The following is a 25,163-nucleotide window of genomic DNA, read 5'->3' on the forward strand; positions in this document are numbered from 1 at the left end:
GTGTTTTATTGACTATTCTAGTATAGCACACTTTTAGAATTAAGAAAAGACTTTTTATCTACTTTCTTTCGCTTCTTCTATAGACAAAAATATCATAGGCAAAATAATCAAGGCCATAGCTAGAAGAAGTGACCAATCCACTACCAATCCTAAGAACAAAACACTCAAGAGAGCAGAAGAGAGAGGTTCACTGGCACTGATAACGGAAACCACCAAAGGAGAAACCAAGGACACAGCCTTCATGGAAATAAAAAAAGCAAAAGCCGTCCCAAAGAAAGCGATAATGAGGCAAATCAAGATACTCCAAATATCAAGAGTAAAGGAAAGCTGGTAAACCGGCGAGAGGACATTGCTAAATAAACCGGCCAAAATCATTCCCCACCCGACCGTGGGTACAAAACCATAGCGCTTCGCGAAAGGCTGGGGTAGGATAACATTAAACATAACACCCATGGCACTCAGCAAACCCGTCACAAGTGCTAGTGGTGTCATGGATAATTGAGAGAGATCTCCCTTTGTCGCCATCAGGCAAACACCCAACATGGCAACCAAAACATAAAAAATAGCGCTTTTTGACGCTCGTTTTTGATAAACCAAGCGATTGTAAAAGAGGATAAAGACAGGGCTGATAAACTGTAAAATAGTCGCTGTAGCAGCATTAGAAAATTCTACACAGAGATAGAAAAAATACTGGACTGAGAAAATTCCCAAAATAGCGTAGGCCAAAAAGGGCAGGTAATTTTTCTTATCTCGCCAAATATCTAGCACTTGTGATTTTAATTGCATTGCAGACCAAATGAGCACAAGACTTCCTGCCAGTGTTAAACGCATAGAGGTAATCCAGCCAGAGGACACCTGATAATGAGTAAAGAAATACTCTCCTAAAATCCCACAAATTCCCCAGATTAAGCCAGATAAGAGCGAATAAATGGTTCCTTTAACAATCTTTTTCTGATACTGATTCATACCTTTATTGTAACACGAAAGGAAAAAAGAAAAAAGTGGCAATCCATTGATTAGCCACTTCATTTAGCACAGTTTATAGAACTTATCGTCTCGTCCTTGAAGAAGAAGGCCGTGTAGCACTTGAGTCACTACTGTCGCTAGAGCTACTACTTGAACTGCTGGAGCTTGATGGAGTTGGTAGACTCCCCACGATGCTAGACCAAGCATTCTGATAATCCGCATCACTTCCACCAATAGCAAAGCGATAACTGGTCGTTGGCGCTCCTGTCTTATTAGCCCAATAGCTGGTAACAGTCGAACCTGTGACCTCTACCTCTTTTCCTTCAACAGAAACCTTCCCTGGTTTCTGGCCTGTTGATTTCAAGACTTCGGATTTTACGACACTAGGATCTAAAGCGAAGCGCTCGTTCCCCCAAATGCTTGGTGAGGCTTGCTGAATCGCATTTACCAGATGAGCCATGTAATTAGAGTTATTGGAATAACCTGCTCTACGTGACAATGAATGATTATCATCATGCCCAATCCAGCCACCTAGGGTTAATCTAGGTGTCGAAAGCATGAGCCACATATTTTCGTCTTGGTTGGTTGTACCAGTCTTCCCAATCCAATCTGCATTAGCCAGAGTAGGATTTAAAGAAGTCAGATTCGTCTTGAAGGTTGTTGTCACACGAGAGGATAGAACTTCTCGCAGCAAGCCCTGCATAATCGTCGCAGTAGCTTTTGAATAGACTTGAACCGGTTTATCCTGATACTCATACACCACTCTACCATCTGCTGCTTCAATCTTTGAAATCACATGCTTCTGATGATAAACTCCATTATTAGCTAAGGTCTGATAGCCATTGGTATGCTGGGCAACTGTGACTTCAATACCACCACCCATTGGCAGGCTCTCAATACCGTACTCAGGAATCTCGTAACCCATCTTTTCCATATAACCTTTGACATCAACACCCTTTTCACGGAGCATACGATAGGTCCAGTAAGCAGGGATATTCCATGAATAGTTCAGAGCTTCTCCCAAGGTCATCATTCCTGTTCCCTTGCTATTAGCATACATAATCGGATTGCCATTAGCAAAGTTTGTTGGATAGTTAGAGAGAATCGTTTCACTTCCCATCAAGCCCTGGTCAATAGCAATTCCATAGGCCAGTAAAGGCTTGGTAGTAGAAGCTGGCGAACGTTTGGTATCAAAGGCATGATTATTTTGATTTTCTTGATAATTACGACCACCTACAAAGCCTAGAATAGCACCTGTGTGGTTGTCCATCAGGACATTCCCTACTTCTACACGACCTGTTCCATCGTCTAAAAGATAGCCATAGTCAGCAACCGCACTTTGCATGGCAGAATGAATTTTCTGGTCTATGGTAGTAGTAATTTTATAACCACCATTTTCAATCTCCTTGGCTGCCAAATCACGATAAAACTTCTGAGTTGCCTCATTTTTCAACTCCTTAGCGGAGACATTGTCTCTCTGAGCTAGATAATCATACATACGTTCTTGAGCTTCTGCCAAGGCTGTAAAGTATAAATAGTCTCGTGAAATTCCTGCAACCGTGCCCGATGGTAAAAAGTCCTGTTTAAGGTCATAATCCTTGTATTGAGAATACTCGTCCTTGCTTAATGCACCTGTGCGATACATACTGTAAAGAACTGCCTTAGCCCGTCTCAAGCCTATTTCTAAGTCTTCATCACTCTTCAACTCCCCAGTATTTTCATAAGGAGAGTATGTAATGGGACTCTGTGGAAGTCCTGCTAAAAATGCTGCTTGAGGAACCGTCAACTGACTGGCATCTACACCGAAAATTCCCTCAGCTGCTTGCTGAGCCCCTGCAATATTCTGTCCCTTATTATTTCGGCCAAAGGGAGCCACATTGAGATAGGTCGTTAAAATCTCATCTTTATTCATGGCGCGTTCCAAGGCAAGAGCATCCACAATCTCTGTCGCCTTACGAGCCAAGGTTGGCGCATCCCCAACCACCTGCTGTTTAATCAGTTGCTGGGTCAAGGTTGAACCCCCACTAGAGGAACCCAAACCTACAAATTTCCCCAAGGTCGCACGAATCACCGCCTTGGGCACTACACCCTTATGTTCTTTAAAGTGTTCGTCTTCCGTCGCAATGATAGCCTTCTTCAGATTTTCCGAAATTTGCTCAGATGAGATAGAAGTGCGCAACAAATCACTCTCTATGGAAGCAATCACCGTCCCATCTGCATAGGTAATCTCTGAAATAGAAGAGATGTCCTTGACCTGATGTACCAATTCTTCTGTCTGAGGCACCCGAACCTTGTCAAATAAGGCCACCCCGTACCCCAAAGCAATCCCAGCTCCCAACATTCCTCCTAGAAAACCGAGTACAAAGAGTAAGTTAAATAAGGCTTTTATACTCAGTAAAATAGCTGGAAAAATGGCTGGCCTCTCTAAGGTTTTAGATTTTTTGGTACTTGAACCTTTCTTGTCAGGTCTAGCTAATTTTTTATTTTTTTGTTTTTGCTGGAAAAATTCCAGCATTTTTCGTTTTAATTCATTTAATTGATTTTGCATGGATTTCCTCACTCTATCTATTATACCACAAAAGGGAAACTTTCAATAAAATAGCCACTTTCTTCCCTATTCTGCTAGGCTATTGCCCAAGTTTGTGATACAATAGGTAGAAACAATAATTTTAAAAAGGAGAAAAGACACATGCACATTTTTGATGAGCTAAAAGAGCGTGGTTTGATTTTTCAAACGACTGATGAAGAAGCTTTGCGTAAAGCCCTAGAAGAAGGTCAAGTTTCTTATTATACTGGCTACGATCCAACTGCTGACAGCCTTCACCTAGGCCACCTTGTCGCAATCTTGACAAGTCGTCGCTTGCAACTAGCAGGTCACAAACCTTATGCGCTCGTTGGCGGTGCTACAGGTCTCATCGGAGATCCGTCCTTCAAAGATGCTGAACGTAGTCTCCAAACAAAAGACACAGTAGATGGCTGGGTCAAGTCTATCCAAGGACAACTTTCTCGTTTTCTTGATTTTGAAAATGGCGAAAACAAGGCTGTCATGGTCAACAACTACGACTGGTTTGGCAGCATCAGCTTCATTGACTTCCTCCGTGATATCGGAAAATACTTCACTGTCAACTACATGATGAGCAAGGAATCTGTGAAAAAACGAATTGAAACAGGAATTTCTTACACTGAGTTCGCTTACCAAATCATGCAAGGGTACGACTTCTTCGTCCTTAACCAAGACCATAATGTCACTCTTCAAATCGGTGGTTCTGACCAGTGGGGAAATATGACAGCTGGTACTGAATTGCTTCGTCGTAAGGCTGACAAAACTGGTCACGTTGTCACTGTTCCACTGATTACCGATGCAACTGGTAAGAAATTTGGTAAATCAGAAGGAAACGCAGTCTGGCTCAATCCTGAAAAGACTTCTCCATACGAAATGTACCAATTCTGGATGAACGTTATGGACGCTGACGCTGTTCGCTTCTTGAAAATCTTTACTTTCTTGTCACTTGATGAGATTGAAGACATCCGCAAACAATTTGAATCGGCTCCACACGAACGCTTGGCTCAAAAAGTCTTGGCTCGTGAAGTTGTCACACTTGTTCACGGCGAAGAAGCTTACAAAGAAGCCCTCAACATCACTGAACAACTCTTTGCAGGAAACATCAAAAACCTTTCTGTCAAAGAGCTCAAACAAGGACTTCGTGGTGTACCAAACTACCAAGTTCAGGCAGACGAAAACCACAATATCGTGGAACTGCTCGTCTCATCTGGTGTAGTTAACTCAAAACGCCAAGCCCGTGAAGACGTCCAAAACGGAGCTATCTACGTCAACGGCGATCGCATCCAAGACCTTGACTATGTCTTGAGTGACGCAGATAAGTTAGAAAACGAACTGACTGTTATTCGTCGTGGAAAGAAAAAATACTTTGTATTGACTTACTAAACTGTTCAACATTTACCTATAAAAAAAGGAGTTAACCTCGAGAAAGGTAACTCCTTTTTGTTGTTGATAACTCTCATCTATCTATTTTTAATAGACAGGCTACGCAGTACAATGCGCAAGGTTGTTAGATTATGTAAGATAGAGAGATTTGAAGGACTGAGCCAATTAAATAAGCCAAAGCCAATCAAACTACTATTTACGACAACAGTATCTTGAATATTCTTCTTGATGAGTGTTTGCAAAGATGATGATAGCCAATCCAACTCTTGGAAGAAATCCAAACGATTATCTAACAATAAGATATCACTCATCTGCTTAGAAATATCTGCACTCTCATTCATCACCACACCGATATCTGATAGGGTTAGAGCAGCTGAGTCATTCAACCCATCCCCAACCATCAAAATAGTGTGACCTGCTTTCTGCAGTTCCTCTACTAACTCAAATTTCCCATCAGGTTTCAAATCTGTATAAACCTGATCAAAGGGCAAATCTTTGACTAATTCCTCTGTCCTAACCAAGGTGTCCCCTGTTGCCAGAATCAATTTTTTCCCTTGTGCCTTAAGTTTCTCCAAGGCTGCTTTTGCTTCTTTTCTCAAAGGAGTATGAATGCAGAACATTCCAATCAATTCATTCTGATAAGCCAAGAATAAGAGATTGTAGTGACTCTTGTACTCTTCAATTAAAGCATTTTGTTCTGAACTGATATGAATCTGCTCATCCTGCATCAAGACATAATTTCCAATAAGAACTGGTTGGTCATCTATATGAGATTTGATTCCCTTGCTTGCGATATATTGAAGTTTCCCATGCATTTCCTCATGTTCAATCCCCTCTATCTCAGCTTGCTTGACGATGGCATTAGCAATAGGATGATAAATGTGTTCCTCAAGACAGGCACTGATTCTGAGAATATCTTCCTCACTATAGTCCCCAAAAGGTAACACCTTTTCAACTATAGGATAACTAGTTGTGATTGTTCCCGTCTTATCAAACAAGAAAGTATCAACTTCCAGATATTTCTCCAGAACATCCCCATCCTTAATCACCATTTCACGATTCAACCCCTCCTTGATAGCTGTCAAATAAGCTACAGGAGTAGAGATTTTCAAAGAGCAGGAGAAATCGACTAATAGAAAAGAAATAGCCTTAGAAAAAGAACCTGTCAATAGGTAAGTCAGACCAGCCCCCAAGAAATTATATTTGACGACCTTGTCCGCCATCTTGATGAAATAGCGTTGTTTCGTTTTCTTGTTTTCTTCAGATTTCTTCATCAACTCAATCAGTTGTAAAATACGGCTGTTCATCTGATTATCGGTTACACGAATGCGTAACTCTCCAGTTTCTAATACTGTATTTGCACAAACCAAATCAGACTCTCTTTTTTCAACTGGAAAACTCTCTCCCGTCAAGGAACTTTCGTTGACCATACCTAAACCTGAAACCACTTGTCCATCAAACAGAATTTCATTTCCTTGAGATAGGACCAAGACATCTCCTATTTGAACATCGGAACTCTTGATACTAACGACCGTATCGCCCTGCACTAAGAATACATCGCTCTCTTTTGCAAGAAGACTCTGTTCTAAATCTGTTGCAGTTTTTTTCAAGGACCACTGATCTAAATGATTCCCCAAATCAAGCATAAACATGATATTACTTGCCGTCTTGGATTGGTTCATAAACAAGGACAATAAAATCGCCGAACAGTCCAAGACTTCCATCGTTAGTTCCTTACGCGCTAGTGTTTGATAGGCTTCTCTAATATAGCCAAAAGCCTGATAACAAGTCCATATATAGCGAATAGGATACGGCACAAAACTACGAAAAATCATACGCTTAATCGCTGCACCTGAAACAATAGAATAAGCACTCTCTTCTCTACGAATGGGAAGAGTCATCAACTCAGAAACTTTCCCTTTATCAATTCTTTTTAAAAAGGCTTCTGCATTATCTAATACAGAAAAGCCTTCTTTTATGCGTAGAGTAAAGTGCTGTTGATCCATGTAAAACTGGATAGACTCAATCCCCTTTTCATCTCTCGCCAAGGAACGAAGATAGTCTTGAATATCCAAGGTGAGTGAAAAAGAAGATGATAGTCGGATATGTTGGTATCCTCTATGTAGCACTTTAAAAGACATATTATTCTCCTATAAGGCTATCTAATTGCTCTTCTTTTTTCTCTTGCTCGTACAAATATTTGGCATCTTGCAAGACATCGTCTCCATGTTGTTTCACAACAGAAACAGATGCATCTAGCCCGTCTTTCAACTTGTAAGCCTTAGCCAAGGCTTTAGAATAACCTTTTTTAGCTTCCTTACTTGCCAAGATTTTCAAACCAAGGGTACCAAATGCGACACCACCCAAAAAGAGTGATGATTTTTTCGCAACTTTTGCAACGGTTAATACTTCTTTTAACATACTTATTTCCTCCTTATCATTATTATATAGCATTTTGGATATAAAAGCAATTTAATTTTGGTACTTTGAAAAGTAATTATACTACTATTTAATTCTATTACAAATCATCCTAAAGTTGCTTTCATTTGCCTCTTTTGATACACTTAAACTATGAATACAAATCTCAAACCTAAACTTCAGCGTTTTGCTTCTGCGACTGCCTTTGCCTGTCCTATCTGTCAAGAAAATCTGACTCTGTTAGAGACTAGTTTCAAGTGCTGCAACCGCCATTCTTTTGACTTGGCGAAATTTGGCTATGTCAATCTAGCGCCTCAAATCAAGCAATCTGCTAACTACGACAAGGAAAACTTTCAAAACCGCCAACAAATCCTAGAAGCCGGCTTTTATCAGGCTATCTTAGATGCTGTATCTGACTTGCTTGCAAGCTCAAAAACTAGCACAACAATCTTGGATATTGGCTGTGGCGAAGGTTTTTATTCTCGTAAACTCCAAGAAAATCACTCTGACAAAACCTTCTATGCCTTTGACATTTCAAAAGATTCCGTCCAAATCGCTGCCAAGAGCGAACCAAACTGGGCAGTCAATTGGTTTGTTGGCGACCTGACTCGTCTTCCTATAAAAGACGCAAGCATGGACATCCTGCTTGATATCTTTTCGCCTGCCAACTATGGAGAATTTCGTCGCGTTTTATCCAAAGACGGTATCTTGATAAAGATTATCCCAACTGAAAATCACCTTAAAGAAATCCGTCAAAGGGTACAGGACCAGCTGACAAACAAGGATTATTCTAACCAAGACATCAAAAATCATTTCCAAGAACACTTTACCATCCTATCTAGCCAAACGGCCTCTCTGACTAAGACTATCACAGCAGAGCAGCTCCAAGCCCTACTCAGTATGACTCCTCTCCTCTTTCACATCGACCAGAGCAAGATTGACTGGAGCCAACTGACAGAGATTACCATTGAAGCAGAGATCCTTGTTGGGAAAGCATTCTAAACTATACTTCCCAAAGCTATAAAACTTATCGAAAATCTTCAATATTACAAAAACGCATAAGAACAGGTGGTCAAAACCTTAATCTTATGCGTTTTGTTATAGTTTCCATACACATTAAGTGGAAATCTTTGAAACCAATTCTTTTAATAACCATTGAATACCATATAGTACATTTACCCCAAATATGATATAGGCCGTATAAATCAAGTATTTCGATTTCTCCCGCCTCAAAGAATAAATCTTGTACAAGATAAACAAATTTAAAATAATAAATAATAGAGACAAAATCTTCCTCCAAAAATCAATCCTAAAGGTACACAGCTAAGCATATCCCTAAACTTTATTTTCGATTCGAGATAACAAACTTATCAATAAATAGCAAGTGATATAATGCAAGTGTAATTCCAAATAAGCACCCATGATAAGAGATTTCTTGATGGGTAAGGGGGAAAAGAGTATCATTACCCGCCAAGAGGCAGGTCAAAATAACAAATAAAATCCAAAATAAATCAGTCCATTTATATTTTGAAAAATATTTTTTAACATAATAGCACATTTTCTTGACTACAATAACATTATATGATAAAATGTAAGCGGATACAAATAAAAAGGAGGATTGATATTATGAACGAAAAAAAACATACATATTTTATTTGTGCAAGTATTATTATTTCATCTATAATTTTAGGACTCTTTATTTATAAAGGAATTTATGACGGATTTGACGTTTTGGGTCAATTTACAAACGATGGCCTCAGGGTAATTAGTACTAATATTAGTACTGTTGGTAATAATATTAGTAATAATAGGTAGTTAATAGTAATAGAATTCAAACAAAAAACGGTAATTTAGTGAATGAACTGCACCCCAAAAGTTAGACAGAAAAAAATCTAACTTTTGGGGTGTTTTTATCATGAAGTTAACTTATGATGATAAAGTTCAGATCTATGAACTTAGAAAACAAGGATATAGCTTAGAGAAGCTTTCAAATAAATTTGGGATAAACAATTCTAATATTAGGTACATGATTAAATTGATTGATCGTTACGGAATAGAGTTCGTCAAAAAAGGAAAAAATCGTTACTATTCTCCTGATTTAAAACAAGAAATGATTCATAAAGTCATACATGAAGGCTGGACTAAAGATAGAGTTTCTCTTGAATACGGCCTCCCAAGTCGTACGATACTTCTTAATTGGCTAGCACAATACAGGAAAAACGGGTATACTATTGTTGAGAAAACAAGAGGGAGAGTACCTAAAATGGGACGTAAGCCAAAAAAGAAACCTGAAGAGAGAACAGAATTAGAACGTCTTCAAGCAGAAAATGAGTACCTGAGAGCGGAGAATGCTATCCTAAAAAAGTTAAGAGAACTCCGATTGAAGGAGGAAAAAGAGAAAGAAGAAAGACAGAAATTGTTCAAGAATTAATGACTGAGTTTTCGTTAGATATTCTTCTAAAAGTCATTAAACTAGCTCGTTCGACCTACTACTATCACTTGAAACAGCTAGATAAACCAGATAAGGACCGAGAGCTTAAAGCTGAAATTCAATTCATTTTTATCGAACACAAGGGAAATTATGGTTATCGTCGGGTTCATTTAGAACTAAGAAATCGTGGTTATATGGTAAACCAGAAAAGAGTTCAACGCTTGATGAAAGTACTCAATTTACAAGCTAAAATGCGACAGAAACGAAAATATTCTTCTCATAAAGGAGATGTTGGCAAGAAGGCAGAGAATCTCATTCAACGTCAATTTGAAGGCTCTAAAGTAATGGAAAAGTGCTACACAGATGTGACAGAATTTGCCATTCCAGCAAGTACTCAAAAGCTTTACTTATCACCAGTTTTAGATGGCTTTAATAGCGAAATTATCGCCTATAATCTTTCAACTTCACCCAACTTAGAACAAGCAAAAGCAATGTTGGAACAGGCATTCACAGAGAAACGCTACGAGAATACCTTTCTCCATAGTGACCAAGGCTGGCAATACCAACACGATTCTTATCATCAGTTTCTTGAGGGTAAGGGAATTCAAGCATCCATGTCACGTAAGGGTAACAGCCCAGACAACGGTATGATGGAGTCCTTCTTTGGGATTTTGAAATCGGAAATGTTTTACGGTTATGAGAAGTCGTTTCAGTCGCTTAAGCAATTGGAACAAGCCATTGTAGACTATATTGATTACTACAACAATAAACGAATTAAGGTAAAACTAAAAGGACTCAGTCCTGTGCAATACAGAACTAAATCCTTAATCTTATGCGTTTTGTTATGCAAAAATCACTGGAGTTTCTATACACATTAAGGGGAAATAGTTGAAATCAGTTCTCTTAATAACCATTGAATACCATATAGTACATTTATCCCAAATATGATATAGGCCGTATAAATCAAGTATTTCGATTTCTCCCGCCTCAAAGAATAGATCTTGTACAAGATAAACAAATTTAAAATAATAAATAATAGAGACAAAATCTTCCCTCCAAAATAAATTCTAAAAGTACACAGTTAAGCATAGCCCTAATCTTTATTTTCGATTCGAGATAACAAACTTATCAATAAATAGCAAGTGATATAAGGCAAGTGTAATTCCCAATAAGCACCCATGATAAGAGATTTCTTGATGGGTAAGGGGGAAAAGAGTATTATTACCCGTCAAGAGGCATGTCAAAATAACAAATAGTATCCAAAATAAATCAGTCCATTTATATTTTGAAAAATATTTTTTCCACATAAAAACACCTTCTTTCCTACAATTATATTATAATACTTTATGTAAGCGAATATAAGGACTATGAGGTTGAAAGAGAGTAAAAAGCAGTATTTAAAGCCTTCACTGTATCTATGATTTCTATCTTTTTAAGACAAGATTGACTCAAATCTACATCATTAAAAAAGCGAATTTCAATCGAAACTCGCTTTTTTACAAAATGTATTCGTATAAATTTGTATCTTAGTTCAAGTGCCAGATATCTTCGTTATACTGAGCGATTGTACGGTCAGATGAGAAGAATCCTGCTTTAGAAATGTTAACAATAACTTTATCCAACCATGCATCACGGTCTTCGTAGTCAGCAAGCATTTGCTCTTTGACTTTGATATAGTCTTCCAAGTCAAGAAGAGTCATGAACCAGTCTTTGTTGATCAATTCATTGTAAAGACGTTCCAAGCGCTCTTTGTTTCCAGCTACAAGAACTGCATCGCTAACGATGAAGTCAACCAATGGTTTGATAGCTTCACGAGCGTAGAATTCGCTTGATTTGTAAGCTGCTTTTGCGTAAAGGTCGATAACAGTTTCTGAATCTTCACCGAAGATGTAGATGTTTTCGTCGCCAACCAACTCAGCGATTTCTACGTTAGCACCGTCCATAGTACCAAGAGTCAAAGCTCCGTTCAACATGAATTTCATGTTACCAGTACCTGAAGCTTCTTTAGAAGCAAGTGAGATTTGTTCTGAAATATCACATGCTGGGATAAGGAAGCTTGCTGCAGTAACGTTGTAGTTTTCAACCATAACTACTTGCAAGTGTGGAGCAACTGCTGGATCGTTAGCAATAACTTCTGACATGCAAAGGATCAAGTGGATGATGTCTTGAGCGATTGTGTAGGCTGGAGCTGCTTTACCACCAAAGAAGATTGTGATTGGACGAGCAGGGATGTTACCAGCTTTGATGTCAAGGTATTTATGAATCACATACAAAACGTTCATTTGTTGGCGTTTGTACTCGTGAAGACGTTTGATTTGGATGTCAAAGATAGAGTTTGGATTGATTTCCACACCTTGGTGTTCTTTCAAGTGACGAGCCAATTTACGTTTGTTGTGAGCCTTGATGCTTTCCAATTTTTCTTTGACAGCTGCTTTGTCTTCGTATGACAAGAGTTTCTCAAGCTCATCAGCTTCATGGTGCCAACCGTCTCCAAGAATCTCATCCAAGTAGTGAGACAATCTTGGGTTAGCATGCATGAGCCAACGACGGAAAGTGATACCGTTTGTTTTGTTGTTGAATTTTTCTGGGTAAAGGTCGTAGAAAGCTTTCAACTCAGAGTTCTTCAAGATTTCAGTGTGAAGTGCTGCAACCCCGTTAACGCTGTATCCGTAGTGGATATCCATGTGAGCCATGTGAACACGTCCGCTCTCATCGATAATTTGAACAGCTGGATCTTTCACTTCTGCTTTCACGCGACGGTCCAATTCTTCGATGATTGGTACCAAGTGAGGAACCACTTCTTGCAAGAATTCAAGAGGCCATTTTTCAAGGGCTTCAGCAAGGATTGTGTGGTTAGTGTAGGCAGTCATGCTACGAACGATTGAGATTGCTTCGTCAAGCTCGATACCACGTGCAGTCAAAAGACGGATCAATTCAGGGATAACCATTGATGGGTGAGTATCGTTGATTTGTACAACTGCGTAGTCAGCAAGGTCATGCAAGTTGCTTCCTTTTTCGATTGCTTCATCGATGATCAATTGCGCACCGTTTGAAACCATGAAGTATTGTTGGAAGATACGGAGCAATTCACCTTGACGGTCACTATCATCTGGGTAAAGGAAGAGAGTCAAGTTGCGAGCGATGTCTGTCTTGTCAAAGCTGATACCGTCTTTAATAATAGAAGAATCAACTGAATCCAAGTCAAACAAACGCAAGCGGTTCTTCGTTTCTGTCTTGTAACCAGGAACATCAATATCATAAAGAGTTGATGTCAAAGTAAAGTCTGCAAATGGCACTTGGTAGCTACGGCTTGAGCGAACCAACCAGTTTTGCTCTGTCAACCATGCATTTGGAATTGTTTCTTGTTGGTTGTTTTTAAGAACTTGTTGGAAAAGACCAAAGTGGTAGTTAAGACCAACACCGTCACCATTCAAACCAAGAGTCGCAATTGAGTCGATAAAGCAGGCAGCCAAACGTCCCAAACCACCATTACCAAGAGATGGTTCTAATTCAACTTCTTCAACTTCGATCAAGTCTTTACCTGCAGCTGCAAGTTCTTTTTTGACATCGTCGTAAAGACCAAGGTTAATCAAGTTGTTTGACAAGAGTTTACCAATCAAGAACTCAGCTGAGATGTAGTAAACTTTTTTCTTACCAGTGTTAACTGGTTTTTGGCTACTTGCAAGCTTGCTGTAGTTAAGAAGAGCAAGGTAAAGCTCTTCATTGCTACATTCTGCAATGGTTTTATTGTAACGATTTTGTACAAATTCTTGTAGTGATAACATGTTTAAGATGTCTCCTGATATTGTATTATTTCTTTAATTCTACCAAATTTTCATTGATTCGGCGATAGATTGTTGTCAAGTCAAGCAAACCTTCCTCGACAGCTGGTGTCAATTGTTCTTCAGTCATACGCCAAGACCAGTTTCCACCAAGGGTAGATGGGAAGTTCATACGAGCTGTCTCATCCAATTCTAGCAAATCTTGCATAGTTGCAATTGCCATGAAGCTAACTGATGAAAAGACTGTACGAAGCATAGCGTGTGGAACTGTTTCGTATTCTTTACGGTTAGTGTAGCGAGCCATGTACTCACGAGTCGCATCATCGATCTCGTTACGGTACCAACCAAGGACCGTATTGTTATCGTGAGTTCCTGTGTACATAACTGAGTTAGCAGGTGCCAAGTGTGGGCTATCGATGCTTTCGTCTTCTGGGTTGAAGGCAAATTGAAGAATCTTCATCCCTGGGAAGCCAGTACGTTCACGCAACTCAATAACTTCGTCTGTCATGAAACCAAGGTCTTCTGCGATGATGTTTAGCTCACCAAGTTCTTCCTTAACGGCTGCAAAGAGCTTGTAGCCCGGACCTTTCACCCACTCACCAGGTGCTGCTGTATCAGAACCAGCAGGGATTTCCCAGTAAGATTCGAAACCACGGAAGTGGTCGATACGAACGATATCGTAGATTTTGAAGCTTTCACGCAAGCGTTCAATCCACCATTTGTAGCCGTCTTTGTCCATTGCTTCCCAGTCATAGATTGGGTTACCCCAAAGCTGACCTGTTGCAGAAAATTCATCTGGTGGGCATCCTGCGATGCAAGTAGCCTTACCGTTGACATCTGTCTTGAAGAGATGTGGATTTGCCCACATATCACTTGAATCTTCCGCTACGTAGATTGGCATGTCCCCAACGATTTCGATGTGGTTGTCGTTAGCGTATGCTTTCAATTTCAACCATTGTTGGAAGAAGAAGTATTGAGTCACACGGTGGTAAACCAACTTGTCTGCCAATTGCTCACGGTAGCTTTCAAGGGCTGAAGCTTTACGAGCACGAGCATCAGCATCTGGCCATTCAGTCCAAGCAAGATTGTCAAAATGCTCTTTGATAGCCATATACTCAGCAAAGAGCTCAAGCCATGATTGGTTGTCTTGAGCAAATTTCTCAAAATCTTTAACATCTCCGACTTCAAAGAAACGTTTCACAGCTTTTTCTAAAAGAGGACGACGTGCATAGTAAATCTTAGCATAGTCAACTTCAGACGCATCGCTACCAAAGTCAACTCCTTCAAGGTCACTTGCTTCCAACAAACCTTGCTCCACCAAGATATCTAAATCGATAAAATGAGTGTTCCCTGCGAAGGCTGAGAAAGATTGGTAAGGAGAATCCCCGTAACTAGTTGTTCCTAGTGGAAGGATTTGCCAGTAACGTTGTTTTGTGCGAACCAAGAAATCAACGAAGTCGTAAGCACTTTGACCAAACGATCCGATTCCGTAGGCTCCTGGGAGAGAAGAGATGTGCATCAACACACCACTTTGACGTTTTTTCATAATAGCACCTCATGTGTTAAAATAATGGAACGTTGCGTATTTTAGCAGACGCAAACGTTTGCGTTACTTATAATTATACTCCTTTTCAAGCATAATTGCAAGCGTTTTTAAAAAACTTTTTTGATTATTTTTAAGGGGACTAACCCATTTTAGCAAGGATAACTTATACTCAATGAAAATCAAAGAGCAAACTAGGAAACTAGCCGCAGGCTGTACTTGAGTACGGCAAGGCGACGTTGACGCGGTTTGAATTTGATTTTCGAAGAGTATTAAAACTATCTAATCCTAAAGTTTGAGCCTCACGGGACAGTCTACAAAGTGCAGAACCTCCTTAGAAAGCTTTAATTTATATGTAGGAGGCACAAACGTCTATAGAAAATAGATAGGGATTAGAAACAGGGAGGTGCCCCTCCTGATTTCCCTCTTTAGACAGATTCCATCTATTTTTTATTAAAAATACTGTATTCTTATCTATTTCATACTTTTCTTCTATTAAAAAGCAAAATCATGCTATCAAATCAAACTTAAAATTTTTTTAAAATTTTTAACAAAAACACTTGCAACCGTTTTCTATTTGTGCTATACTAAGCTCATAAAGGAAAACGTTTGCGTTTTCCTTGTCAATAAAACTTGTTATTCTTTAGGAGGAATACACTATGTCATCTAAATTCATGAAGAGCGCTGCTGTGCTTGGAACTGTTACACTTGCTAGCCTGCTTTTGGTAGCTTGCGGAAGCAAAACTGCTGATAAGCCTGCTGATTCTGGTTCATCTGAAGCCAAAGAACTCACTTTCTACGTTGAAGACCAATACAAAGCTTATGCTGAAACAGTTGCCAAAGCTTATAAAGAGCAATCAGGCACAACAATTAACATCAAATCTGGTGACCAACTTGGTGGACTTGACAAACTTTCTCTTGACAACCAATCAGGTCAAGCTGCTGACGTTATGATGGCTCCATACGACCGTGTAGGTAGTCTTGGTTCTGACGGCCAACTTTCAGAAGTGAAATTGAGCGATGGTGCTAAAACAGACGACACAACTAAATCTCTTGTAACCGCTGCTGATGGTAAAGTTTACGGTGCTCCTGCCGTTATCGAGTCACTTGTTATGTACTACAACAAAGACTTGGTGAAAGATGCTCCAAAAACATTTGCTGACTTGGAAAACCTTGCTAAAGATAGCAAATATGCCTTCGCTGGAGAAGATGGAAAAACTACTGCCTTCCTAGCTGACTGGACAAACTTCTACTATGCATACGGACTTCTTGCTGGTAACGGCGCTTACGTATTCGGACAAAACGGTAAAGACGCTAAAGACATCGGTCTTGCAAACGACGGTTCTATCGCAGGTATCAACTACGCTAAATCTTGGTACGAAAAATGGCCTAAAGGTATGCAAGATACTGAAGGTGCTGGAAACTTAATCCAAACTCAATTCCAAGAAGGTAAAACAGCTGCTATCATCGACGGACCTTGGAAAGCTCAAGCCTTCAAAGATGCTAAAGTAAACTACGGTGTTGCTACTATCCCAACTCTTCCAAACGGAAAAGAATATGCTGCATTCGGTGGGGGTAAAGCTTGGATCATCCCATCAAGCACTAAGAACCTTGAAGGCGCTCAAAAATTTGTAGACTTCCTTGTTTCAACTGAACAACAAAAAGCCTTCTACGATGCAACTAACGAAATTCCAGCTAACACCGAAGCTCGTTCATACGCTGAAGGTAAAAACGATGAGTTGACAACAGCTGTTATCAAACAGTTCAAGAACGCTCAACCAATTCCAAACATCTCTCAAATGTCTGCAGTTTGGGATCCAGCGAAAAATATGCTCTTTGATGCTGTAAGTGGTCAAAAAGATGCGAAAACATCTGCTAACGACGCTGTAACATTGATCAAAGAAACAATTAAACAAAAATTTGGTGAATAAAAAAGTTTGTTCAAGGGGGGTGGAAATCAAATCCCCCTTTGAATTTATCAATAGAGACACAAATAATTTAGCTTTCTTATAAAAAAGCAGTATCCTATGAAAGGAGTTATTATGGAAAAGCAACAACCTAGTAAAGCAGCCCTGCTGTCTATCGTTCCTGGGTTAGGACAGATTTACAATAAACAAAAAGCCAAAGGTTTTATCTTCCTTGGTGTAACCATTGTATTTGTCCTTTATTTCCTAGCACTTGCAGCCCCTGAATTGAGCAACCTCATCACTCTTGGTGACAAGCCAGGTCGTGACAATTCCCTCTTTATGCTGATTCGTGGTGCCTTCCATTTAATCTTTGTAGTCGTTTATGTACTCTTTTATTTCGCAAATATTAAAGATGCACATACGATTGCAAAACGCATTAACAATGGAATTCCAGTTCCACGTACCCTCAAAGAAATGGTCAAAGGAATCTATGAAAATGGCTTCCCTTACCTCTTGATCATTCCATCTTATATTGCAATGACTTTTGCGATTATCTTCCCAGTTATCGTAACCTTGATGATCGCCTTTACTAACTATGACTTCCAACACTTACCACCAAACAAATTGTTGGACTGGGTTGGTTTGACAAACTTTAGTAATATCTGGAGCTTGAGTACCTTCCGTTCAGCCTTTGGGTCTGTTCTTTCTTGGACTATCATCTGGGCTTTGGCAGCTTCTACTTTACAAATCGTAATTGGTATCTTCACAGCTATCATTGCTAACCAACCGTTTATCAAAGGAAAACGTATCTTCGGTGTTATTTTCCTTCTTCCTTGGGCTGTTCCAGCCTTCATCACTATCTTGACATTCTCAAACATGTTTAACGATAGTGTCGGTGCTATCAACACTCAAGTATTGCCAATCTTTGCTAAATTCCTTCCTTTCCTTGATGGTGCTCTTATCCCTTGGAAAACAGACCCAACTTGGACTAAGATTGCCTTGATTATGATGCAAGGTTGGCTTGGATTCCCATACATCTACGTTTTGACTTTGGGTATCTTGCAATCTATTCCTAACGACCTTTACGAGGCAGCTTATATTGACGGTGCTAATGCTTGGCAAAAATTCCGCAACATCACTTTCCCAATGATTTTGGCTGTTGCGGCACCTACTTTGATTAGCCAATACACCTTCAACTTTAACAACTTCTCTATCATGTACCTCTTCAATGGTGGTGGTCCTGGTAGTGTCGGTGGTGGAGCTGGTTCAACCGATATCTTGATCTCATGGATCTACCGTTTGACAACAGGTACATCTCCTCAATACTCAATGGCGGCAGCTGTTACCTTGATTATCTCTATCATTGTCATCTCAATCTCTATGATCGCATTCAAGAAACTACACGCATTTGATATGGAGGACGTCTAAGATGAATAACTCAATTAAACTCAAACGTAGACTGACTCAAACCCTTACTTACCTTTACCTGATTGGCCTTTCAATCGTGATTATCTATCCACTTTTGATTACCATCATGTCAGCCTTTAAAGCAGGTAACGTCTCAGCCTTTAAACTAGATACTAATATCGACCTCAATTTTGATAACTTTAAAGGCCTCTTCACTGAAACCTTGTACGGCACTTGGTACCTCAACACTTTGATTATCGCCTTGATTACCATGGCTGTTCAAACAAGTATCATCGTACTTGCTGGTTATGCTTACAGCCGTTATAACTTCTTGGCTCGTAAACAAAGTTTGGTTTTCTTCTTGATTATCCAAATGGTGCCAACCATGGCCGCTTTGACAGCCTTCTTCGTTATGGCGCTTATGTTGAACGCCCTTAACCACAGCTGGTTCCTCATCTTCCTCTACGTTGGTGGTGGTATCCCGATGAATGCTTGGCTCATGAAAGGCTACTTCGATACAGTGCCAATGTCTTTAGACGAATCTGCAAAACTAGACGGTGCAGGACACTTCCGCCGCTTCTGGCAAATTGTTCTTCCACTTGTTCGCCCAATGGTTGCCGTACAAGCTCTCTGGGCCTTCATGGGACCTTTTGGGGACTACATCCTCTCTAGTTTCTTGCTTCGTGAGAAAGAATACTTTACTGTTGCCGTAGGTCTCCAAACCTTCGTCAGCAATGTGAAAAACTTGAAGATTGCCTACTTCTCAGCAGGTGCTATCCTCATCGCCCTTCCAATCTGTATTCTCTTCTTCTTCCTACAAAAGAACTTTGTTTCAGGACTCACAAGTGGTGGCGACAAGGGATAATATATCCCCGCCACCCTTTTTCATTTTATACTCTTCGGAAATCTCTTCAAACCACGTCAGCTTCCATCTGCAACCTCAAAATAGTGTTTTGATCAACCTGCGGCTAGCTTTCTAGTTTGCACTTTGATTTTCATTGAGTATTAGCGATTGTTACTGTAAGTAATGTCCTTACAACAAGCAATTTTTCTCCTAGACTTGAAATAAAGCACATTTCTCTATATAATAATACTCATATAGAAAACACCTTTTAGAAAGATACCTATGCTTCCATATCCATTTTCCTATTTTTCAAGTATTTGGGGATTTCGTAAGCCCCTGTCCAAACGTTTCGGGCTCAACTGGTTTCAGCTTCTCTTTACCAGTATCTTCCTTATCAGCTTGTCGATGGTACCCATTGCCATTCAAAACAGCTCGCAGGAGACCTATCCGCTAGAAACCTTTATCGATAATGTCTATGAACCTCTGACAGATGAGGTTGTCCAGGATCTCTCTGAGCATGCTAGAATTCTTAATGGCACATTAACTTATACAGGCACAGCTAGTCAATCGCCTTCTGTTGTGATTGGCCCCAGTCAAAGCAAGGAATTACCTAAGGACTTGCAACTGCATTTCGACACAAAAGAACTGGTCATCAGCAAGGAAAGTAAAGAGTTGACACGCATCTATTACCGAGCTATTCAGACTGAGAGTTTCAAAAACAAAGACAGCTTGACCCAAGCGATTTCTAAAGACTGGTACCAACAAAATCGTGTCTATATCAGTCTCTTCCTAGTTCTCGGTGCCAGCTTCCTCTTTGGTTTGAATTTCTTTATCGTCTCTCTAGGGGCGAGTCTTCTCCTTTATATCACTAAGAAATCACGCCTCTTTTCATTTAGAACCTTTAAAGAGTGCTACCATTTTATCTTGAACTGTTTAGGATTACCAACTCTGATTACACTTATTTTGGGATTATTTGGCCAAAATATGACAACCCTGATTACTGTACAAAACATTCTTTTTGTCCTTTATCTGGTCACTATCTTTTATAAAACACATTTCCGTGATCCAGATTACCATAAATAGGAGATTTTTATGCCCGTTACGATTAAAGACGTGGCCAAGGCTGCTGGTGTTTCACCTTCAACCGTAACCCGTGTTATTCAAAATAAATCAACCATTAGCGACGAAACAAAAAAACGCGTTCGCAAGGCTATGAAGGAGCTCAACTACCACCCAAACCTCAACGCTCGTAGCTTGGTAAGCAGTTATACGCAAGTTATCGGCTTAGTTCTTCCTGATGACTCAGATGCCTTCTACCAGAATCCTTTCTTTCCATCGGTTCTACGTGGCATCTCTCAAGTCGCATCTGAAAACCACTATGCCATTCAGATAGCAACAGGGAAAGATGAGAAGGAGCGTCTCAACGCTATTTCACAAATGGTCTACGGTAAGCGTGTAGATGGGCTAATCTTTCTCTATGCCCAAGAAGAAGATCCTCTCGTAAAACTCGTAGCAGAAGAACAGTTCCCCTTCCTTATCTTAGGTAAATCTCTATCTCCTTTCATCCCACTTGTCGACAACGACAATGTTCAAGCTGGTTTTGATGCAACTGAATATTTCATCAAAAAAGGCTGCAAACGCATTGCCTTTATCGGAGGAAGTAAAAAGCTCTTCGTGACCAAAGACCGTTTAACAGGCTATGAACAGGCGCTTAAACATTACAAACTTACCACTGACACCAATCGCATCTACTTTGCAGACGAGTTTCTGGAAGAAAAGGGCTATAAATTTAGCAAGCGATTATTCAAGCACGATCCACAAATTGATGCTATCATCACAACCGATAGCCTCCTAGCTGAAGGTGTTTGTGACTATATTGCCAAACACCAGCTGGATGTCCCTGTTCTCAGCTTTGACTCGGTTAATCCTAAGCTCAATTTGGCAGCCTATATAGATATCAATAGCCTAGCCCTCGGACGCACTTCTTTAGAAACTATTCTCTGTATCATCAATGATTCTAAAGAAAATAGACAAATCTGCTACCGTCAGTTGATCGCCCACAAAATTATTGAAAAATAAGAGACTGGGCAAAAAGTCGTTAAAAGCAAAAAACGCATACTATCAGGTGTTTAAAAACTTGATAGTATGCGTTTTATTATGGGAAGACTCATTTTAAGTACTAGTCACTAGTTATCTATCTCAACAAATCTTCCTAGAATATGAACATTCTCCGATACGGAGACAAAGGCCCCTGGATCCACTTGTGTCATAATCTGTTTAAATTCATTAAACTCTGCACGTGTAATGACAGTGATTAAAACTGCCTTTCTCTCGTGATTATAGGTCCCTTCTGCATCGTGAATCATGGTTGCTCCGCGGTGCAATTTTTTATGGATTTTTTCAATTACCTTGTCTGGATGATTGGTCACAATCATGGCCTGCATACGCTTTTGCTTAGTAAAGACCGCATCTGTCACACGGCTAGAGACAAAGATGGTAATCATAGAGTAGAGAGCGTATTTCCAACCAAAGGTCAAACCTGCTATCAGCATGATGGTCCCATTTACCAAGAAAGAAATACTACCAACATTCTTACCCGTTTTCTTGCGAATGGTCAGACTGACTATATCCGTTCCACCACTGGAGATATTGTTTCGAAGAGCAAAACCAATCCCCAAGCCCATGACAACACCCCCAAAAAGGGAATTGATAATGGGATCCTCCGTCAAGGTTGCCACAGGGACAAACTGGATAAAGAAGGAACTCATGGATACCGTGATAAAGGTAAAGACAGTGAACTTATGACCAATCTGATACCAGGCCAAGACCATCAAAGGGAAGTTAATGGCGTAGAAGGTCAGCGAAATCGGAATATGAAAACCAAACCAGTGATTACTCAAGGCAGAGATAATCTGTGCCAGACCTGTCGCACCACTCGAATACACATGCCCTGGTTGGAAAAAGAAATTGACCGCCACTGCTGATAAAAAACCATAGACCAGAGAGGCCGAAATCTTCTCATCATATTTTTCTCGAGAGATACTTTGTAAGACACGTAAAATTTTTATCTGATAAGCAAAGCGGCGCAGATAATAGCGCCACCGCTTAATTCGTTTTGCTTGTTTCATCTTCTTCTACTTGTAAGCTGAGTTCCTCTAGTTGTTTGAGAGCGACTGTTGAAGGAGCTTGCGTCATTGGGTCAGTTGCTTTATTGTTTTTAGGGAAGGCAATGACTTCACGGATATTTTCTTCTCCAGCAAGCAACATGACAAAACGGTCAAGCCCGATAGCCAAGCCACCGTGTGGTGGGAAACCATAGTCCATGGCTTCAAGAAGGAAACCAAACTGGTCATTTGCTTCTTCAGCTGAGAAACCAAGAGCCTTGAACATGCGTTCTTGAAGGTCTTTTTGGTTGATACGAAGGCTACCACCACCAAGCTCATAACCGTTCAAAACGATATCGTAAGCAATGGCACGAACCTTAGCCAAATCACCTTCTAATTCGTGAGCAGTCTCTTCCTGTGGAAGGGTGAACGGATGGTGGGCGCTCATGTAGCGGCCTTCTTCTTCAGACCATTCAAACATTGGCCAGTCAATCACCCAAAGGAAGTTGAATTTATCGTTATCAATCAAGCCAAGCTCTTTGGCAATACGTCCACGAAGGGCACCGAGCGTTGCATTAGCCACTTCAAGCGTATCTGCTACAAAGAGAACCAAGTCCTTATCTTCAAGCGCAAGTGCTGCTGTCAATTCTGCTTGAATGCTAGTCAAGAACTTAGCAACTGGTCCGTTTAATTCTCCATCAACCACCTTGACCCAAGCAAGACCTTTGGCACCGTACTGTTTGGCTACTTCGGTCATCTTATCAATGTCTTTACGTGAGTAGTTGTCCGCTGCGCCTTTGACCACAATGGCTTTTACAGCAGGTGCTTCTGAAAAGACTTTAAAGTCTACACCTTTGACCACTTCTGTCAAGTCCTGAAGCAACATGTCAAAACGCGTATCTGGCTTGTCAGAACCGTAAAGAGCCATAGCATCATCGTATTTCATACGAGGGAATGGCAACGTTACTTCGATACCTTTGGTTTCTTTCATCACACGCGCAATCAAGCCTTCTGTAATATCTTGGATTTCTTGCTCAGTAAGGAAGGACGTTTCCAAGTCGACCTGGGTAAACTCAGGCTGACGGTCTCCACGCAAATCCTCGTCACGGAAACATTTGACGATTTGGTAGTAGCGGTCAAAACCAGCATTCATCAACAATTGCTTAGTAATTTGTGGACTTTGAGGAAGAGCGTAGAAATGCCCTCTATTAACACGAGATGGTACCAAGTAGTCACGCGCCCCTTCAGGCGTTGACTTAGAAAGGAATGGTGTCTCCACGTCGATACACTCCAACTCATCCAAGTAGTTGCGGATAGAGTGGGTCACCTTAGCACGAAGTTTAAGATTTTCCAACATCTCTGGACGACGAAGGTCAAGATAACGGTAACGCAAACGTGTATCGTCATTGGCCTCAATGCCATCCTTAATCTCAAATGGTGTTGTCTTAGCTGTATTAAGCACTGTCAGAGCTGTCACGTTTAACTCAACTGCACCAGTTGGCAACTTATCATTGGCTTGCTCACGCGCAGCAACCTGACCTGTCACCTCGATAACAAATTCGCTACGAAGGCTTTCAGCTGTTGCCATGACCTCTGCAGAAACTTTTTCAGGGTTGATAACCAACTGCATGATTCCTTCACGGTCACGAAGATCGATAAAGATCAAACCACCAAGGTCACGACGACGGCCAACCCATCCTTTCAAGGTCATTTCTTGTCCGATGTGTTCCTCACGAACACGACCAGCATACATACTACGTTTCATTGTTTCTCTCCTCTTTTATTCTGTTACTATTTTACCATAAAAGCGCAGGCTCTTCATGAAAATCAGCAGAAAAGTTTGTCAGTCTTTAAAAATCAAGTGAAGGACCTAAAAATTAACGCCAAAACAAAAATCCGATGAACTTCACCGGACTCTTTTATTTTGAATTGTTGCCTGCTTTACGCTTTTCAGCAATTTCGGCTGCCTTTCGAGGCAAGACAATTTCCGTTATGTAAGCCGTCCCAAAACGCAGTACACCTGCAATAGGGGCAAAGACAACTGCTAGATAATTGTAGAAGAAATCGCCTTTGAAGGCATAAGCTAGTGCCCCGATAATGAAAAATAGAACAACTGCTTGAATCACTGCTAATAAAATTACTCGTTTCATGTGACCTCCTGACTCTATTATAGCATGAGAATCATCAAAAAGCCGACTAAATTATTCAAAGCGTGAAGAGAAATACTGTAGACCAGACCTTTTCTGCTAATATAAGCCAAGCCTAAACTAAAACCAAGGCTAAAATAGACAAAAAATTGTTGCACATCACCTGGGAAATGAATCAAAGCAAACAAAACACTGGATACCAGAAGAAAAATCAGAGTTTGTTTACTATTGTCCTGCTTAGGAAAGAGGTAGCGTGCTAACATCCCTCTAAAGATAAGTTCTTCCGTCAAAGGAGCAAAAATAACGACCGCAAAGAATGAGAAAAGTGGTTGAGACAAGGTCAAGTCTGTCGCTATTTGTTGATTTACTGAAGGATCATCTGGCAAGAAAAACTGGACAACCAGAGATAAGAACCAAACCAAGGCAGGAAGCCAAATAAATCGGTTGAAGCCGCTCTTCTCAATATGAACAGGAGCTTTCTGATACCATTTGTAAATGCCGTACACATAAACTCCAGCCAAGGCCACATAGAGTAGGGTAACAGCATAAGGTGAAGCACCTAAGGCAAGCGAAGAGGTCGCCAACCCCTGAATGAAGCCATAGATAAATAAAAAGGATAGAACAGCTAGAAGAAACCAGCCAAAATTTTTAAGTAATTTCATAAAAGT

Annotated in this window: 21 protein-coding genes; 9 read left to right on the top strand and 12 right to left on the bottom strand. The window is 40.3% G+C overall.

Annotated features, from left to right (window positions below; genetic code table 11):
• Positions 1–54: 54 nt before the first annotated feature.
• Together HWX15_RS07100 and pbp1b are read right to left on the bottom strand one after the other, a co-directional pair.
• Positions 55–966, bottom strand: a complete 912-nt coding sequence (locus HWX15_RS07100) for a DMT family transporter (protein ID WP_173306747.1) — start codon at positions 964–966, stop codon at positions 55–57.
• Between the two features lie 82 nt (positions 967–1,048).
• Positions 1,049–3,514 (bottom strand): penicillin-binding protein PBP1B, encoded by a 2,466-nt coding sequence (gene pbp1b, locus HWX15_RS07105; RefSeq protein WP_175880667.1) that lies wholly within the window; start codon positions 3,512–3,514, stop codon positions 1,049–1,051.
• A gap of 141 nt (positions 3,515–3,655) precedes the next feature.
• Here pbp1b and tyrS point away from each other — a divergent pair, with 141 nt between their 5' ends.
• Entirely contained in the window at positions 3,656–4,912 is a 1,257-nt protein-coding gene (gene tyrS / locus HWX15_RS07110; protein WP_175880668.1) for a tyrosine--tRNA ligase, read from the top strand.
• Positions 4,913–4,989: 77 nt separating this feature from the next.
• Here tyrS and HWX15_RS07115 read toward each other — a convergent pair whose 3' ends face one another.
• Together HWX15_RS07115 and HWX15_RS07120 are read right to left on the bottom strand one after the other, a co-directional pair.
• The gene (locus HWX15_RS07115) at positions 4,990–7,053 is read right to left on the bottom strand and encodes a heavy metal translocating P-type ATPase (RefSeq protein ID WP_050116739.1); all 2,064 of its coding nucleotides are present in this window, start codon (positions 7,051–7,053) and stop codon (positions 4,990–4,992) included.
• 1 nt (position 7,054) lies between these two features.
• Complete coding sequence (locus tag HWX15_RS07120) at positions 7,055–7,333, bottom strand: DUF6110 family protein (RefSeq protein WP_000910910.1); 279 nt, start codon at positions 7,331–7,333, stop codon at positions 7,055–7,057.
• Positions 7,334–7,483: 150 nt separating this feature from the next.
• Between HWX15_RS07120 and HWX15_RS07125 the strand changes: the two genes are divergently transcribed.
• Positions 7,484–8,332: a putative RNA methyltransferase gene (locus HWX15_RS07125; RefSeq protein ID WP_175880669.1), complete on the top strand. Its 849-nt coding sequence runs from the start codon at positions 7,484–7,486 to the stop codon at positions 8,330–8,332.
• 340 nt (positions 8,333–8,672) lie between these two features.
• On the opposite strand, the gene HWX15_RS09985 is transcribed toward HWX15_RS07125, so the two are convergent.
• Positions 8,673–8,888: a hypothetical protein gene (locus tag HWX15_RS09985; protein WP_254867355.1), complete on the bottom strand. Its 216-nt coding sequence runs from the start codon at positions 8,886–8,888 to the stop codon at positions 8,673–8,675.
• Positions 8,889–8,956: 68 nt separating this feature from the next.
• On the opposite strand from HWX15_RS09985, the gene HWX15_RS07130 reads away from it, so the two are divergent.
• Both HWX15_RS07130 and HWX15_RS07135 read left to right on the top strand, forming a co-directional pair.
• Entirely contained in the window at positions 8,957–9,145 is a 189-nt protein-coding gene (locus HWX15_RS07130) for a hypothetical protein (protein ID WP_050116737.1), read from the top strand.
• 100 nt (positions 9,146–9,245) lie between these two features.
• Positions 9,246–10,639, top strand: a protein-coding gene (locus HWX15_RS07135; RefSeq protein WP_175880670.1) for an IS3 family transposase whose coding sequence is annotated in 2 segments (ribosomal slippage) — positions 9,246–9,696 and positions 9,696–10,639 — 1,395 coding nt in all. Because the reading frame shifts where the segments join, the coding sequence is not laid out codon by codon here.
• Between the two features lie 222 nt (positions 10,640–10,861).
• Here HWX15_RS07135 and HWX15_RS09990 read toward each other — a convergent pair.
• The 3 genes from HWX15_RS09990 to malQ form a co-directional block, all read right to left on the bottom strand.
• The gene (locus HWX15_RS09990; RefSeq protein ID WP_078706315.1) at positions 10,862–11,068 is read right to left on the bottom strand and encodes a hypothetical protein; all 207 of its coding nucleotides are present in this window, start codon (positions 11,066–11,068) and stop codon (positions 10,862–10,864) included.
• Between the two features lie 219 nt (positions 11,069–11,287).
• Positions 11,288–13,546, bottom strand: a complete 2,259-nt coding sequence (gene glgP / locus HWX15_RS07140) for a glycogen/starch/alpha-glucan family phosphorylase (protein ID WP_175880671.1) — start codon at positions 13,544–13,546, stop codon at positions 11,288–11,290.
• Between the two features lie 25 nt (positions 13,547–13,571).
• Entirely contained in the window at positions 13,572–15,089 is a 1,518-nt protein-coding gene (gene malQ / locus HWX15_RS07145) for a 4-alpha-glucanotransferase (RefSeq protein WP_061439895.1), read from the bottom strand.
• Between the two features lie 656 nt (positions 15,090–15,745).
• On the opposite strand from malQ, the gene HWX15_RS07150 reads away from it, so the two are divergent.
• From HWX15_RS07150 to HWX15_RS07170, 5 genes are all read left to right on the top strand, one after another.
• Positions 15,746–17,017, top strand: a complete 1,272-nt coding sequence (locus HWX15_RS07150) for an extracellular solute-binding protein (protein ID WP_175880672.1) — start codon at positions 15,746–15,748, stop codon at positions 17,015–17,017.
• Between the two features lie 111 nt (positions 17,018–17,128).
• Positions 17,129–18,421, top strand: coding sequence for a carbohydrate ABC transporter permease (locus tag HWX15_RS07155; RefSeq protein ID WP_175880673.1), 1,293 nt, complete (start codon positions 17,129–17,131; stop codon positions 18,419–18,421).
• Between the two features lies 1 nt (position 18,422).
• Positions 18,423–19,265: a sugar ABC transporter permease gene (locus HWX15_RS07160; RefSeq protein WP_001065647.1), complete on the top strand. Its 843-nt coding sequence runs from the start codon at positions 18,423–18,425 to the stop codon at positions 19,263–19,265.
• 261 nt (positions 19,266–19,526) lie between these two features.
• The gene (locus tag HWX15_RS07165; RefSeq protein WP_175880674.1) at positions 19,527–20,327 is read left to right on the top strand and encodes a DUF1189 domain-containing protein; all 801 of its coding nucleotides are present in this window, start codon (positions 19,527–19,529) and stop codon (positions 20,325–20,327) included.
• 9 nt (positions 20,328–20,336) lie between these two features.
• On the top strand, positions 20,337–21,323 hold the full coding sequence (locus tag HWX15_RS07170; protein WP_050261020.1) for a LacI family DNA-binding transcriptional regulator: 987 nt from the start codon (positions 20,337–20,339) through the stop codon (positions 21,321–21,323).
• A 107-nt stretch (positions 21,324–21,430) separates the two neighbouring features.
• Here HWX15_RS07170 and HWX15_RS07175 read toward each other — a convergent pair whose 3' ends face one another.
• The 4 genes from HWX15_RS07175 to HWX15_RS07190 form a co-directional block, all read right to left on the bottom strand.
• Positions 21,431–22,372, bottom strand: a complete 942-nt coding sequence (locus HWX15_RS07175; protein ID WP_175880675.1) for a YitT family protein — start codon at positions 22,370–22,372, stop codon at positions 21,431–21,433.
• Positions 22,350–24,113 (bottom strand): aspartate--tRNA ligase, encoded by a 1,764-nt coding sequence (gene aspS / locus HWX15_RS07180; RefSeq protein ID WP_175880676.1) that lies wholly within the window; start codon positions 24,111–24,113, stop codon positions 22,350–22,352. The genes HWX15_RS07175 and aspS overlap by 23 nt, the downstream gene beginning before the upstream one ends.
• Before the next feature lie 154 nt (positions 24,114–24,267).
• Complete coding sequence (locus tag HWX15_RS07185) at positions 24,268–24,498, bottom strand: hypothetical protein (protein ID WP_000832181.1); 231 nt, start codon at positions 24,496–24,498, stop codon at positions 24,268–24,270.
• Between the two features lie 17 nt (positions 24,499–24,515).
• Positions 24,516–25,157 (bottom strand): CPBP family intramembrane glutamic endopeptidase, encoded by a 642-nt coding sequence (locus HWX15_RS07190; protein WP_175880677.1) that lies wholly within the window; start codon positions 25,155–25,157, stop codon positions 24,516–24,518.
• Positions 25,158–25,163: the final 6 nt, after the last annotated feature.

Origin of the sequence: Streptococcus thalassemiae (assembly GCF_903645285.1) — a bacterium.
Lineage (GTDB): Bacteria > Bacillota > Bacilli > Lactobacillales > Streptococcaceae > Streptococcus > Streptococcus thalassemiae.